At 29.2% G+C, this 11,914-nt stretch carries 26 protein-coding genes; 1 reads left to right on the forward strand and 25 read right to left on the reverse strand.

Annotated features, from left to right (window positions below):
- Positions 1-28: 28 nt before the first annotated feature.
- The 20 genes from DFQ07_RS13440 to DFQ07_RS13530 all read right to left on the reverse strand — a co-directional run bounded on the left by DFQ07_RS13440 (position 29) and on the right by DFQ07_RS13530 (position 8,236).
- The gene (locus DFQ07_RS13440; protein WP_133537734.1) at positions 29-226 is read right to left on the reverse strand and encodes a hypothetical protein; all 198 of its coding nucleotides are present in this window, start codon (positions 224-226) and stop codon (positions 29-31) included.
- A gap of 110 nt (positions 227-336) precedes the next feature.
- On the reverse strand, positions 337-726 hold the full coding sequence (locus DFQ07_RS13445) for a hypothetical protein (protein ID WP_133537736.1): 390 nt from the start codon (positions 724-726) through the stop codon (positions 337-339).
- A 12-nt stretch (positions 727-738) separates the two neighbouring features.
- Positions 739-918, reverse strand: a complete 180-nt coding sequence (locus tag DFQ07_RS13450; protein WP_133537738.1) for a hypothetical protein — start codon at positions 916-918, stop codon at positions 739-741.
- Between the two features lie 9 nt (positions 919-927).
- Positions 928-1,188, reverse strand: coding sequence for a DUF7352 domain-containing protein (locus DFQ07_RS13455; protein WP_133537739.1), 261 nt, complete (start codon positions 1,186-1,188; stop codon positions 928-930).
- Positions 1,189-1,204: 16 nt separating this feature from the next.
- A complete protein-coding gene (locus DFQ07_RS13460; protein ID WP_133537741.1) occupies positions 1,205-1,471 on the reverse strand; it encodes a hypothetical protein in 267 nt (88 codons plus the stop codon).
- Positions 1,472-1,506: 35 nt separating this feature from the next.
- On the reverse strand, positions 1,507-1,746 hold the full coding sequence (locus DFQ07_RS13465) for a hypothetical protein (RefSeq protein ID WP_133537743.1): 240 nt from the start codon (positions 1,744-1,746) through the stop codon (positions 1,507-1,509).
- Positions 1,747-1,753: 7 nt separating this feature from the next.
- A complete protein-coding gene (locus DFQ07_RS13470) occupies positions 1,754-2,014 on the reverse strand; it encodes a DUF7352 domain-containing protein (protein ID WP_133537739.1) in 261 nt (86 codons plus the stop codon).
- 14 nt (positions 2,015-2,028) lie between these two features.
- Complete coding sequence (locus DFQ07_RS13475) at positions 2,029-2,220, reverse strand: hypothetical protein (RefSeq protein ID WP_133537744.1); 192 nt, start codon at positions 2,218-2,220, stop codon at positions 2,029-2,031.
- A 168-nt stretch (positions 2,221-2,388) separates the two neighbouring features.
- The gene (locus DFQ07_RS13480; RefSeq protein ID WP_133535642.1) at positions 2,389-2,649 is read right to left on the reverse strand and encodes a DUF7352 domain-containing protein; all 261 of its coding nucleotides are present in this window, start codon (positions 2,647-2,649) and stop codon (positions 2,389-2,391) included.
- 5 nt (positions 2,650-2,654) lie between these two features.
- Complete coding sequence (locus DFQ07_RS13485; RefSeq protein WP_133537746.1) at positions 2,655-2,864, reverse strand: hypothetical protein; 210 nt, start codon at positions 2,862-2,864, stop codon at positions 2,655-2,657.
- A gap of 3 nt (positions 2,865-2,867) precedes the next feature.
- Entirely contained in the window at positions 2,868-3,041 is a 174-nt protein-coding gene (locus tag DFQ07_RS15680; protein WP_166627797.1) for a hypothetical protein, read from the reverse strand.
- 24 nt (positions 3,042-3,065) lie between these two features.
- A complete protein-coding gene (locus tag DFQ07_RS13490; protein WP_133537748.1) occupies positions 3,066-3,317 on the reverse strand; it encodes a DUF3850 domain-containing protein in 252 nt (83 codons plus the stop codon).
- Between the two features lie 324 nt (positions 3,318-3,641).
- Positions 3,642-3,842, reverse strand: coding sequence for a hypothetical protein (locus DFQ07_RS13495; protein WP_133537750.1), 201 nt, complete (start codon positions 3,840-3,842; stop codon positions 3,642-3,644).
- Positions 3,843-3,853: 11 nt separating this feature from the next.
- A complete protein-coding gene (locus DFQ07_RS13500; protein WP_133537752.1) occupies positions 3,854-4,051 on the reverse strand; it encodes a hypothetical protein in 198 nt (65 codons plus the stop codon).
- A 27-nt stretch (positions 4,052-4,078) separates the two neighbouring features.
- Positions 4,079-4,663, reverse strand: a complete 585-nt coding sequence (locus DFQ07_RS13505) for a hypothetical protein (RefSeq protein WP_133537754.1) — start codon at positions 4,661-4,663, stop codon at positions 4,079-4,081.
- 40 nt (positions 4,664-4,703) lie between these two features.
- Positions 4,704-5,039, reverse strand: a complete 336-nt coding sequence (locus DFQ07_RS13510; RefSeq protein WP_133537756.1) for a hypothetical protein — start codon at positions 5,037-5,039, stop codon at positions 4,704-4,706.
- A gap of 2 nt (positions 5,040-5,041) precedes the next feature.
- Positions 5,042-5,353 carry a hypothetical protein gene (locus DFQ07_RS13515; protein WP_133537758.1) on the reverse strand — a complete coding sequence of 104 codons (312 nt, stop codon included), beginning with the start codon at positions 5,351-5,353 and terminating at the stop codon, positions 5,042-5,044.
- 10 nt (positions 5,354-5,363) lie between these two features.
- On the reverse strand, positions 5,364-7,262 hold the full coding sequence (locus DFQ07_RS13520; RefSeq protein ID WP_133537759.1) for a hypothetical protein: 1,899 nt from the start codon (positions 7,260-7,262) through the stop codon (positions 5,364-5,366).
- Positions 7,263-7,374: 112 nt separating this feature from the next.
- The gene (locus DFQ07_RS13525) at positions 7,375-7,695 is read right to left on the reverse strand and encodes a hypothetical protein (RefSeq protein WP_133537761.1); all 321 of its coding nucleotides are present in this window, start codon (positions 7,693-7,695) and stop codon (positions 7,375-7,377) included.
- Positions 7,696-7,969: 274 nt separating this feature from the next.
- Positions 7,970-8,236: a hypothetical protein gene (locus DFQ07_RS13530; protein ID WP_133537763.1), complete on the reverse strand. Its 267-nt coding sequence runs from the start codon at positions 8,234-8,236 to the stop codon at positions 7,970-7,972.
- Between the two features lie 134 nt (positions 8,237-8,370).
- Here DFQ07_RS13530 and DFQ07_RS13535 point away from each other — a divergent pair, with 134 nt between their 5' ends.
- Positions 8,371-8,712 carry a helix-turn-helix domain-containing protein gene (locus tag DFQ07_RS13535; protein WP_133537765.1) on the forward strand — a complete coding sequence of 114 codons (342 nt, stop codon included), beginning with the start codon at positions 8,371-8,373 and terminating at the stop codon, positions 8,710-8,712.
- Positions 8,713-8,720: 8 nt separating this feature from the next.
- Here DFQ07_RS13535 and DFQ07_RS13540 read toward each other — a convergent pair whose 3' ends face one another.
- From DFQ07_RS13540 to DFQ07_RS13560, 5 genes are all read right to left on the reverse strand, one after another.
- The gene (locus DFQ07_RS13540; protein ID WP_133537766.1) at positions 8,721-8,918 is read right to left on the reverse strand and encodes a hypothetical protein; all 198 of its coding nucleotides are present in this window, start codon (positions 8,916-8,918) and stop codon (positions 8,721-8,723) included.
- On the reverse strand, positions 8,911-9,375 hold the full coding sequence (locus DFQ07_RS13545; RefSeq protein ID WP_208107705.1) for a hypothetical protein: 465 nt from the start codon (positions 9,373-9,375) through the stop codon (positions 8,911-8,913). Before DFQ07_RS13545 ends, DFQ07_RS13540 begins: the two co-directional genes overlap by 8 nt.
- A 73-nt stretch (positions 9,376-9,448) precedes the next feature.
- Entirely contained in the window at positions 9,449-9,679 is a 231-nt protein-coding gene (locus DFQ07_RS13550; RefSeq protein WP_133537770.1) for a hypothetical protein, read from the reverse strand.
- 385 nt (positions 9,680-10,064) lie between these two features.
- Positions 10,065-10,436, reverse strand: coding sequence for a winged helix-turn-helix transcriptional regulator (locus DFQ07_RS15685; protein WP_166627798.1), 372 nt, complete (start codon positions 10,434-10,436; stop codon positions 10,065-10,067).
- Between the two features lie 527 nt (positions 10,437-10,963).
- Complete coding sequence (locus DFQ07_RS13560; RefSeq protein ID WP_133537773.1) at positions 10,964-11,548, reverse strand: GNAT family N-acetyltransferase; 585 nt, start codon at positions 11,546-11,548, stop codon at positions 10,964-10,966.
- Positions 11,549-11,914 lie beyond the last annotated feature (366 nt).

Here is an 11,914-nt window from a genome sequence, read left to right on the forward strand (position 1 = left end):
TAAGTAGTTAATAAAATAAAAGCCATAGTTAAACTATGGCTTTTTTATCTGGTTCTACACCTAAAGATTCTTTGATTATTTTTACTTCGTTAGGGTAAATTATTCTTTTCCATCTTGCTACTTCTCGTGGTAATTTTCTGTTTTCCGCAACTGTTTTTATTGTTGCTGCCCTAACATCACGGTAAGGAATAAAATATAATTCGGCATACAGATCATTTTTTGTCATTAAATAGGGATTTTAAGGTTTAAAAATTAGGTTAATAGTATTTATTTTTATATTTTTGAGTAGACTTATTTAATTAGTCACTTTTTCTTTTTCATAGCAATTTTACCACTCTACTGAGTGGTTTTTTTTTGCACTTTTACAAAATTTAAGTAGTGGGTAATTTTAGTATCGTTCATGTATTTTTCAACTATACCGATATTAGGATCGTATATTTTTCCGATTTCATTTTTTATTATAAAATGACCTGATTCGTCGAGCTTTTCGAGCCTTATAATACTATTATTAGGTACATTCTTAACCTCAAAAGAACCGTTTGAAAGTAAGGTTTTATATCCATTTTCTTCTAAGTAAGCCTGTAAATCATTAACGATATTGGTGTAGTATTCTTTTCCTAACTCTTTACATATTTCTTCTATGCTTTTACCTGTAATCATAGCTAAACAAGTTTGCCCGCATTTTTTTGATAAGTAAGGTTGCGCTTTAAATTCTGTTGTTTTCATTTTTTGCGTTAATTATTTTGTTTTATTGACTAGGTTTAATGCTTCATTTAAAGAATACCATCTAACTGAACCGTCTATCATTTTTTTATAAAAAATAGGTTCTAAAACCTTTACCTTTTTAGGAGTTATGTTTTTGGTTTCTTCTAAAAAAATACTAACTGAAAGCATATCTTTATTTTTTTCGTAGCTCAATAGCTACTGTTAATTTATTCGTTGAAAAACATGGCATACAGATTGTTCTATAAAAGCAGTTCCTAAATATTTCCTATTGAAATTATCAATTGGATTACCTGTGCCAAAAACCTCTAATTCAATTTGTTCAGTTTTCGCTTCTGGATCAACTAAAGCCCAAATAAAAATTTCGTAAAACTGGCTATCAACTTTTAAAATTTCATAGCCTTTTGGTAATTCTAAAAATTGAAAGTCTTTTATATGTAGCTTGTATTTATATATTCTTTTCACGTTTTCTACTGTTATTTTATCCGAAGTAACTAATGTTTCTCCAGTGATTACTACTTTCTGTTAACTTAACTCTGAATCTTGCCCACATCTCTTTAGAGATACTACCAACAGTTAGATTTCTTCCGATTCCTCTCTTTTGTAATCTGTAACAAGCTTGTTTTGGGTTTTTTGCTAAAACAGTATGCCAACTATCCCCTTTAAAGTCTCCAAATAATCCATAAGTTGTATCAACATCATACCATTTCAATTGTTTTCTTAACTTTTTAAAATGTTTTGCTTTCATAATTGCGTTTCGTTGCGTAGCTCAATAGCTACTGTTTAAATGCACCAATCAAGATGCTCTTCTTCTGTTAATTTATTAGTCTTTGATTTTCCCTCAACACACTTTAAAGGTGCTAAATTTGATGTTTCTTCATTTAGAATTGTAAATCCATCTGACATATTATGCTCCAATCTTGCATTAAAATCGCATACCTCTCTAATTGAATTTTCAAGTTCTTGATAAATATTCTCGTATTTTATGTAAGCTCTTATAAGCTTATTTATCTTACCTTTCATACTACTGTTAATTTATTCGTTGAAAAACATGGCATACAGATTGTTCTATAAAAGCAGTTCCTAAATATTTCCTATTGAAATTATCAATTGGATTACCTGTGCCAAAAACCTCTAATTCAATTTGTTCAGTTTTCGCTTCTGGATCAACTAAAGCCCAAATAAAAATTTCGTAAAACTGGCTATCAACTTTTAAAATTTCATAGCCTTTTGGTAATTCTAAAAATTGAAAGTCTTTTATATGTAGCTTGTATTTATATATTCTTTTCACGTTTTCTACAGGTTTTATAATTCTACTTTTTCTAAAAAGCGAGTTGAAAAATACCCGCTAACTCCATCAAGAAAAACAACTTCTTCTCCGTCTTTTGACAAATAGCTATCTGTTCTACACTCAATTAATTTTCCTTTGTATTTTGGATTTTTTGCCTCGATGCATGAATGCATTACTACTTTATTGCCTTTTTTCAAATTTTTCATTTTTACTACAGTTTTATTAAGATCATTAATAGGAAAAGAGCAATTACAATAAGTAATACATTTGTAATAATTGATGTATCTTCAATTGTCTCTAAACTTTCTTTTATCTTTTTTACTCTCTTATTAGTTTTCATATTATTGCGTTTTTGCGTAGCGTAAATGCTACTGTTAATTTATTCGTTGAAAAACATGCCATACAGATTGTTCTATAAAAGCAGTTCCTAAATATTTCCTATTGAAATTATCAATTGGATTACCTGTGCTAAAAACCTCTAATTCAATTTGTTCAGTTTTCGCTTCTGGATCAACTAAAGCCCAAATAAAAATTTCGTAAAACTGGCTATCAACTTTTAAAATTTCATAGCCTTTTGGTAATTCTAAAAATTGAAAGTCTTTTATATGTAGCTTGTATTTATATATTCTTTTCACGTTTTCTACTGTTTATTTGGTTTATAATATTTTTTACTACAATGAACACAGTTTAAAACTGATTTTTCTGAATGATGAATATTTCCTGTTTCATTACAAAACCAACTTCTACTGTAGTATTGAATGTTTCTTTCACCAGTATAAATACATTTAAAAGCTTTTGGTCCAAAAACTAACGCAAAGGGTTTCCATTCTTCAATGTTTTCTTTTTTCAAAACCTACTGCTTGTTTATAATTTTGATTAATTCATTTATCTTTTCAACCAATACAATCATATTTGCAGGCGTTGCTTCAGGTATTACATTGATACTACCATAAACACCAAATTGCTCAATTGTATCATCAAATTCATTAATACTTAATTCATCTATTTTTCCAGCCATCTTTTGCATTTTTGCGTAGCAGAAATGCTACAATTACTTTATAATTTCTATACTCATTGCTACATAGTCTTTCTCTAGACCATAATTACCTCCTTGTAGTATGTGAGTAACTTTTACGTTACATTCTTTACCTGTGTATTGTTCTGTATATGGACACCACTCTTCTAAACACAAAGTATCGCCATCTTTGTAATCTCTATCGTTTTTGCGTAACTCTACTTTTTTAAATCTATTCTCAACTTGATAAAAATGAATTGGTAATATTTTAAGATTGTGTATTTTCATCTTTTGCGTTTTTGCGTAGCTAGATTGCTACTGTTTTAAAAAAATCGGTACAAAAAGCATTGGCGCGAAACTTCCCGATAAATGTTTACTTATATTGCTTTCCACCCATCCGAAAGGGACCTTGTGCGCAATTTCTTTTGTAGCTCAATAGCTACTGTTTTAGTTGTTTTTGATCGTACCTTTCTTTTCCGTTTAATTCGTGATTGCCACATCTTGAACAGAAAAAATAAACTGATTGTTTACCTGAGAATCTATCAAATTCGCTGTACCAATTATTGAACTTATGACCTATGAAAAAACAGTAAATCTGTTTTAGTGTATTTATCATTTTTCCCACAGTTTAAATTGTCTTACGTATTCAATTGATTCTTCAGCTTGTGGAATTGCTTCTTTAATGTGTTTGTGTAAATCCTCGAATTCCGCTGCTGTTTTTGTCCCGTCGAAATATTCATTCACTAAACAAATCAAATGACTTGCAGGAGAAAGTTTGTTTCTGATATCAGCTAATAAATCTTCGTTACTCATAATTTCTACAGTTAATTAATTAGTTTAAATCCAAATTCATCTTCCCATTTGGTTGCTGACCACTTGCCAAAATTGCTTGTTGTATATTCACCATCCCAAATGTGAATAGCCCCATCAACATTTCCATATTCATCTACTTCTAAATCTGAATCAAATTCAACACTTATAACTTTAGCATACTTTTTTTCATTTGTTACTTTTATTTTCATAATGTCTAGTTTTGCGTAGCATGATAGCTACAAGTTTTTAGGGTTTTTTATACATCTACCTTTATGCGCATTTAATGCTTGTCTTGTTCCGTATTCTTGTAAGCAATGTTCGCAAGTGGTTTGCTTTTTTTCCGCAATTTCTTGCTCGATCTTGCTCAATTCTAGCACTTGTTTGCTTTCAATCTGCTCTAGCTGGCTTATACTTTGCTCTTTTCCGCTTTTAATTAGCTGGTATTTAACGACAAAAACACTAATTAGATTGAAACCTATAAATGCCGTAAATAGGCTTATAAAAACAAGTGTGAATAATTCGCTTTTACCATTAGAGTTAAAAACATTAAATACTAAAAGCAGCATTATAGCATCCATTATAGCAATGATATAAGAGGTGTATTTTTTTATTTCGATAACTGATACTATTAATAAAGCTGTTGAAAGTGCAGCTCCCATAACTCCTGAAGTTACAAAGCGTACTACAGTATTTGGAATTCTAGTTTCTAAAATTCCATTTAACAAAACGGATATTTTTAAAGAGTACCCAAAAATATATAATAGAACGGCGATTGAAACCGCTCTTAAACTTGTCATTTTATCCTCTAATGTGTATTTCATACTTTGTAATAGTTTCTTATAATTTGTTTTTGTAACTCTTTTATTTAGCTTGGTCTATTAAGTGTATTGTGCTTTGTATGTTGAGCTTTTCAAATTCTGATTCAGACCATGAAATTTGATTGATACAGATATTTTTTAACGCCCAAGCTTCATGATATTTAAGGGTCAGTTGTATTTTATTGTTTCTGTTAATTAAACTAAGTTTTTTCTTTAGCTCTCTTTTTTTGGTTTCAAATTTGTCAGCTAGGACAACACCAATTGAAATAGCTATTTTTTGTTCTTCTCCAAATGAATTAAAAGGCAATTCATAAACTTTGTTTAAGAGATAGCTAATAGCTAATATTTGATCTACACTGAATTTTAATACTAGTTTCATAATTAAAGGCTTATACTCGTTATCAGTTGACCTGTAGTGTTGCTATAAAAGTTTACCTTGTTAGCTGCATTAGCATAAATAGACTCTTTGAATCTTCTATACATTGCGTTAACTAGTGTGTTTTCGTTTTTCCTGTTTTTGCTTAAATGGTTGTACCAAACAGGATTTACTTTTTTCCCGCCATTACTGTTAAGCTTTAAGTGACTAAACCCATTTTTTAAAAGGATCACCATTTTTAATTCACTACAATTCGGACATGTAATTTTATTGTTTGCACCGCAGCTGCATTTTTTTGATTGATTTTCTTGGTTCATGTTTTTGTGTTTATGCTAGATTTGTGTTTTGGTTTTTTATCATATTTGGTAATAAAATTAGATAGTCATGTGGTAAATTATCCTGTACGTAATTGAATAACTGCTCTAAATTATATTGACCTGATTCATATTTTTTAATTGCATTTGTAAGCTTCTTTAGCTCAGCCGTTTTTTTCTTTTGCACTGCTGTTTTGCGTTTTCTTTCGTTAGCAGCTGCTTCAAGATTTTTCTTTTCTTCTTTTCTTTTCTCTAGGTATTTTAAATGAGATTTCCAAACAGAATGAAGTCCATAAAATCCTAATTCATTAGATTTTACACGGGTTTTGTCAAAATATGCGTAAGGGAATAAAGTCTTAACTTCTGTGTTTTTATCAAACCAATTTTTAGCAAATTTTAATTTCCAACGGTATTCTCTTAGTTTTTTGATAATGGTTTCCTTTTGAGTGATGTTTGAAAATAATTCTTCGTTAAGTTGGTTGATGGTTTTCTTCCATTCCCCCACATAAACTGTATGATTGCGCCAAATTTTAGCTGAAGATTTTATAAAATCTTGGATTATGATTTGCTTAAATTCATCGTTACTAACTAAGGCATATTGCTCTATTTTTAGTAAATAATCGTAGCGTAACCCTTTGTAATTATCAAATTCCCCTGCTGCTAATTTTTCTGCGAAAGTTTTTTGATTGATTAATTTGCTTAAAAAATTATCTGAGAGTTGATTTGTTTTGCGCCCTGTTTGTCTTTTTTCAGTTAAAAAGTTTGGTAGATTTATTTTTTCGCCGCCCTCTAGTGAAATTTTTTTATTTATCCCTTTGGTGTTCTCGTAGCCGTCCGCAGGACATACGTTGTTGCTTTCGTTTTCTTCCAGCATCGAACCGCATTTGTTTAGGCTTGTGCTTTTTGCACAGCCTTTTCTTTTCTTTTCTTTTAATACTGAGTAATTACATTCACTATTATCATGTAAAAAATTCCTGCCAACATGGTTAACTTGTTGATTTGTAGGTTTTTGAGATTTTGGATAAAAACCGTCTAAAATTTCTAATATCTGGGCATTAAAATTTACAGAAATAGGTTTGTTTTGGTTTATCATTAAATAGTTTATCAAAACCCCAGCCTCACGAAGCCTTTTAATGTGGTTTTGCGCTGTTTTTTTACAAATATCAAGCCTAGGTATATCAGCAATTTTATGTGTAGCTAATTTCCTGTGATCTATCTTTAATTTTGGAAGAGCATTTTTTAATACGCTGGTTGGTCTATTCATTTCCATTAAGTAGGCATTACGTGTCTTTAACTGAGACACGTAAAAACCTACCAAAACATGAAATACCAATTCACTAGCATACTTAATTTTTTGGATTCTCTTTTTTGGAATTATTGCGTTTTGCTCATTAGCTTCAATTACTAATTCGTTATAGTCTCTAACAAATTTGCTTTTATTTGTTCTCTCAAAGTTTGTTTTGCGTTTTTTTTCCGCATCATTAAGGCTATAATGACTTTTTACTACAGAATTATTGTAGTTTCTTATTAGCTTATTTTCTTCGTCTGCTTTTTTGTTGTACTGGTAAACAAAACTTCTATAGTTATCCATTGTAGCCTTTATAGCGTTACGATCTAAATAAGGGTAATTTATATATGAGTAATACTTAGTTACTTCTGTCTCTGTTCCTTTTTTTAGTAGGTAGTAGCCATGTGTAGTATTAAATTCTTCTACCTCTTTGTTGTATTGTAAGTTTGTTAGTTTTCTTCTATAGGCGCTATCATTAAAATTTTTGATAGCTGCTTGAATTATGGGGTTAAGGGAGGTGCTTTTTAAAAAGCTTTTAACCTCTTGGTTATATATCCCAATTTCGGTTAAACTTTTTGCGCTTTTTTGCGCAATGTTTGCGTTTTTATTAATACTTTTGTTCATAGGAATTTTATGTTATATATCACATTCTTTGTCGGTCTGTGTTTTGATAGCGTATATTTATCCTTTTGGTAGGGAAGTGGTAGAGGGCTCAATTTCTAACCACTTTCTTTTTTTAGGATGCTTTGTTTATTTCGATATTTCCAATCACTTTACAATTTGCTGCTTTCCCCATTAGAAATTCGTTTAGTTTATCTTTAAGATCAGTATAATTAAATTTCATTGGATTTGCGCTAGTTTTAAACTGTTCTAAATGCTTTAAAAAATCATTAAAAAACTCGTTTCTACATGTAATTAATGAGGTAAAATGATCGTTAGGTAAGTGATTGCCTTTTTCTTTTACGTAAAAAACTTGTAGCTTTTCAGAAAAGAAAACTTGAATATTGTTTTGCATTTTTACTATACAATTTTGTGGTGATTTTTGACCTTTTTTCATTTTTTTAATATTTAAAGGCAGAAAAGGAAACCTTATTTCTTGTTGGGAACATAATACCGTTAAACCAAAACAAAAAACCTGTATTACAGGGGTGAACGTGAATGACTTGGAAAACTTAATACTTTAAGGTTTTCATTTTCTGCCGAGTTTGCTAAAGAACTTTTTAAAGTAAGTAACTCACAACTGATTTAAAAAAGGTCAAAATTTAAACGTCGTATGGTACTGCGTTGTGAGTTACTGTATGATAAGTTTCTACTTATCCCTTTGGTTTTGTTTATAAATTAGCTTTTGCTAATTGACCTTTATGTTTTTTTTCTAATCTTTTAAGTCTTTTCCTAACCGATGCATTATGATCTCTTTTTAATTTTTGATATAATGCCTCTTCTGTTAACTCAAAAGGCAGTTGTATTTTTTTGCTTTTTTTCGGTTTTTCAGGTTGAATCTTTTTTGTAGTGATAACAGACAAAAACAACTCTCTTTCGGCTTCAGTTAAGTTGCCGAAGTGCTGCATTACTGTTGTTAAGTTACTTTGTGTATTCACTACCTTTTAATTTTGACCTGTTTTATAGTAAATCTTACCTTATTTACTATATTTGTTACGTAATAACAACACAAATTACGCAATATTATTTCATATATGCAAAAATATTTCGTATTTTTAGTTAAAATATTGTAATGAGGATAAAGGAATTAAGAAAAAAGCACAAGGAAACGCAATCATTTCTAGCTGATTTGCTAGATGTTAGCCTCCGTACTATTCAGAATTACGAAAATGGAAGTGTAACAATACCTAACAATAAATTAAAAGTCCTAGCTGAACACTATAACATAACAGTTTCGGAAATTTTTCTTCAAAAGGAAGATCATCAAATTAATTTAGATGAAATAGACGCTAATGTACTAGCAAACCATGTAGTAGAAAACTGGGATAGATTAATGCAAAACAACCTATTTTCGGCAAACTTTAAAGCCAAAGCTGGGGAATGGGCTTTAAAAGTTAGGAAGTCTTTAGATTAGCCCCACTATTAACATAGGGCGTATTGAGAAAAAATATTTTCAACTGTCCTAACATCTATGCTCTTGATTTCATTTTTAAATTTGTTCTCCACTTCTTCAGCTTCTCTTTCTAAATCAATTATTAAATTTGTGTGGTTCTCTTTTATTTTATCAGAGATTAAATTTGAATTTTCAAATTTATCTTTATAGCTTTTTTTCTTACTCATTATCCAAAGCATTTTTTAACAGTTTAACAGACTTCTTATGGTAAGCGTCTTTTTTCTCATCTTTTATCATATCTTCTTCTATTGCATCTTCTAAAATAAAATCGAAAAGTCCTTTTATAATTTTTTGAAGTTTTTCTTCAGATTTTAAAATTGCTTTTTGAAACAATAACAGAAAATTTCCTGATAGTACAGAAAGAAATAACATACTTAACCAATAATAATATGGGGGGAAATCGGGGGTTCCAAATATATATTTTTCTTCAATAAATAAGTTAACCATAAAATAGCAAGCAACATACAAAAACATATTAGCTGCTAAATTAAAAGAAGATTTCATTTCATGTGATAACTTCGATGCTGCCAACTTTATTAATAGAGCTGAACACAAAAGAGCTATATTGATACCTAAAGCGTTTAAAAAGGAGGACATAAAAGTATAACCTAATATGCCCTTCATATTTTTTACATTAAAAATAACATGTGTAAATCTAGCAGTAGTTCCAAAGAATACTAATAAAGTAATATATATGCTATTCTTGGCTGTCAGGTATGCCGTTACAGTTTCGGTCGTTTTGCGGACAATCCTTTTCAGGATCAATTTCAGGTTCTTCGAGTTGTATTTTAGACTGCTTTTCATTTTCAATTTCTTTTTCAATTTCTTTTTCAATTTTATTACCTGGTTCTATTAGATTATCCATATCGTTTGTACAGGCAATTGCGAATGTTGCTATTAATGCAACTACTAATGTTTTTTTTTTCATTTTAATTGTTTTATGATTTTAATTTAAAGTAGTAAAAATACTTCTTAAATCTAAAATTCATAAAGCGCAACTTAACGCAACTTAACATAACTTAACAAGCTATGTGTTTTACAAACAATACTAGCTTTTTCTAATTTAAGAATTCGATAAACAAAGCTAATATAATTTCGTAATACGCAAAATAGTTGCGTATTTATTTTTTGAGTTTAAAAAAAACTTTTTAGTAATTTATCTTTTTCAAAACTATATATATTTTTCAAAAAAAAAATAACCAAAATAGCCTGTAAATAAAAATAAGCATGCCTAAAAGCTATATAGCTACAATACAGTTATTTATGTTTTCTTATCGGCATACCGATATTAAATTTCGGCATATTGATTGCTGTTAAATATTGTTGTACATATCATCTATGTATGATAACAACCCATTTTTTGTTTTATCCTCTAGTCTTAGAGCTTTATAAATGTTTGCGGTATGTGTAGTAAATGTAGATGTAGAAATATTCAGTTTTTTTGCTAGCTCAGTATATGGAATATTTGGGTTTTCGTAAATAACTAAAAGAATTTGTTGTTGTCTTTTTGTAAGATCAGTATTCAAATAATATTCCAGAGTTTTATTGTCAGAGTTTTTATAATTTAACCTAAAAAAAAAGAAAAAAGAAAAAGATAAATAACCAATATTATAAGCTATTCTTTCAGCTGGTTGGTTGTCTTCAAAAATAATTAAAATTACAGGAAATGAAAGCAGACTAATCATACCGATTAATCCTGTAAATACCTTTGTTTTTTTATATTTATTCCACTCCCTATATTTTGATTTAATTAACCATTTTGAAAATTTAAAAAACCAATAAAAGGCTATGCCTATAGGATAAACAAAAAAAATTAACCTACACAATGATAGGTTATTTGTAATTGAATATAAAGAAACAAAAGCTACAATATACCAAACACCAAAACCGAGAATAATAGCTTTTACAAAGCTTTGGTTAAAAATTTTTAACCCATGTTCTGTATGAATGAAATAAAAAGAATAACAGGAGGCTATAATACCAATAGCAAAGGTTATGTAATATTGAGAGCGTATATCTGCTATAAAATTACTATCAGGTATTAAACCATTAGAAAAATTATAAACAAGACACAATGTAGAAATTGTAAAAAATTTCAAATCGAAATTCTTTTTTTCTGATCTATTTAAAAAGAAAAAAGAAAGTATTATTAAGCACACAATTTGCACTATAATAAAAACAAATGTAATAGGATGTAGTTTTGTACCAAACATTATAACTTTTTTTTCATTATATAAAGTGTGATTTCTAATTCACTATGAACGTTAACTACTTCAAAACCTAATTTCTCGTACAAAGGAATGTTCCTTTCGTTTGAGGTTTCCAAATAAACAATTTTATACTCTTCATAATAATTAATTGTTTCGCTGATTAATTTAGTTCCAATGCCATTTCCTTGATACTTGCTAAGTACTCCTACATAGTAAAGGTGCAAAAATGGTTCTTTAGGATGATTCTGATTAATAGCTTTTTCCCGTTGTAACACATTCCTAACATTTTTAACACCAAGCACGTTAAAAAATAGATTGATATTCCAGAGAATAAATTGAAGCTTTACAAACAATGATTTTCTTTTTTTCTCGTTTGTTAATAGCATAATACAAGCCTTTTCATCATCCGACAGAAAAACATCACCATTGTGGTAAGCATTTAAAAAAAAGAATTTCATTAAAAGATTAATTCTTTTTAATTGATTCCTTCCTTTACGAGTTACATTTATTATTGATTTATTGGTTTTGAAAGAATCAGTTAAAATGGTTGTAATTAGTTTAGTGTCTTTTAAAGTAGCTTTTCTCATTTGGTTTAATTGAAGGGCTGCAAATCTAGGTAATTTCTTTATATTAATAAAACTTAAAAAAGTCGCCCAAACTCAAAAAATATAATTAATTTTGAGGTGTGAGCTAGTGTGTTTACTTTGTTGAATCACGCTAGGAATCTAGGCAAAACAGCAAATTCTTTTTTAGGAAAAAGAACCCGTAAAAGAACCCGTTTTTGCATGAAATAAAGGAATATTAAAATATAAAGCATTGATTTTCAGTGTGTTTTTTCGCTTTTTTTAAGCGCATTAAACTTAGGATCTAGTGCCGTGAGGTGTGAGAGTTCGAGTCTCTCCGCCCGTACTGATTAAAAAAAAACGTTTTAGAATTTTCTAAAACGTTTTTTT

It is taken from the genome of Tenacibaculum caenipelagi (assembly GCF_004363005.1).
Lineage (GTDB): Bacteria > Bacteroidota > Bacteroidia > Flavobacteriales > Flavobacteriaceae > Polaribacter > Polaribacter caenipelagi.

What these genes read in the sequence shown, in the direction of transcription:
- DFQ07_RS13500 (WP_133537752.1), bottom strand. Translation starts at nt 4,051, where the DNA reads ATGAAAATAAAAGTAACAAATGAAAAAAAGTATGCTAAAGTTATAAGT.
- DFQ07_RS13465 (WP_133537743.1), bottom strand. Translation starts at nt 1,746, where the DNA reads ATGAAAGGTAAGATAAATAAGCTTATAAGAGCTTACATAAAATACGAG.
- DFQ07_RS13505 (WP_133537754.1), bottom strand. Translation starts at nt 4,663, where the DNA reads ATGAAATACACATTAGAGGATAAAATGACAAGTTTAAGAGCGGTTTCA.
- DFQ07_RS13495 (WP_133537750.1), bottom strand. Translation starts at nt 3,842, where the DNA reads ATGAGTAACGAAGATTTATTAGCTGATATCAGAAACAAACTTTCTCCT.
- DFQ07_RS13560 (WP_133537773.1), bottom strand. Translation starts at nt 11,548, where the DNA reads ATGAGAAAAGCTACTTTAAAAGACACTAAACTAATTACAACCATTTTA.
- DFQ07_RS15685 (WP_166627798.1), bottom strand. Translation starts at nt 10,436, where the DNA reads ATGATTAGTCTGCTTTCATTTCCTGTAATTTTAATTATTTTTGAAGAC.
- DFQ07_RS13540 (WP_133537766.1), bottom strand. Translation starts at nt 8,918, where the DNA reads ATGAGTAAGAAAAAAAGCTATAAAGATAAATTTGAAAATTCAAATTTA.
- DFQ07_RS13545 (WP_208107705.1), bottom strand. Translation starts at nt 9,375, where the DNA reads ATGAAGGGCATATTAGGTTATACTTTTATGTCCTCCTTTTTAAACGCT.
- DFQ07_RS13550 (WP_133537770.1), bottom strand. Translation starts at nt 9,679, where the DNA reads ATGAAAAAAAAAACATTAGTAGTTGCATTAATAGCAACATTCGCAATT.
- DFQ07_RS15680 (WP_166627797.1), bottom strand. Translation starts at nt 3,041, where the DNA reads ATGCAAAAGATGGCTGGAAAAATAGATGAATTAAGTATTAATGAATTT.
- DFQ07_RS13525 (WP_133537761.1), bottom strand. Translation starts at nt 7,695, where the DNA reads ATGAAAAAAGGTCAAAAATCACCACAAAATTGTATAGTAAAAATGCAA.
- DFQ07_RS13510 (WP_133537756.1), bottom strand. Translation starts at nt 5,039, where the DNA reads ATGAAACTAGTATTAAAATTCAGTGTAGATCAAATATTAGCTATTAGC.
- DFQ07_RS13445 (WP_133537736.1), bottom strand. Translation starts at nt 726, where the DNA reads ATGAAAACAACAGAATTTAAAGCGCAACCTTACTTATCAAAAAAATGC.
- DFQ07_RS13475 (WP_133537744.1), bottom strand. Translation starts at nt 2,220, where the DNA reads ATGAAAAATTTGAAAAAAGGCAATAAAGTAGTAATGCATTCATGCATC.
- DFQ07_RS13535 (WP_133537765.1), top strand. Translation starts at nt 8,371, where the DNA reads ATGAGGATAAAGGAATTAAGAAAAAAGCACAAGGAAACGCAATCATTT.
- DFQ07_RS13460 (WP_133537741.1), bottom strand. Translation starts at nt 1,471, where the DNA reads ATGAAAGCAAAACATTTTAAAAAGTTAAGAAAACAATTGAAATGGTAT.
- DFQ07_RS13515 (WP_133537758.1), bottom strand. Translation starts at nt 5,353, where the DNA reads ATGAACCAAGAAAATCAATCAAAAAAATGCAGCTGCGGTGCAAACAAT.
- DFQ07_RS13440 (WP_133537734.1), bottom strand. Translation starts at nt 226, where the DNA reads ATGACAAAAAATGATCTGTATGCCGAATTATATTTTATTCCTTACCGT.
- DFQ07_RS13490 (WP_133537748.1), bottom strand. Translation starts at nt 3,317, where the DNA reads ATGAAAATACACAATCTTAAAATATTACCAATTCATTTTTATCAAGTT.
- DFQ07_RS13520 (WP_133537759.1), bottom strand. Translation starts at nt 7,262, where the DNA reads ATGAACAAAAGTATTAATAAAAACGCAAACATTGCGCAAAAAAGCGCA.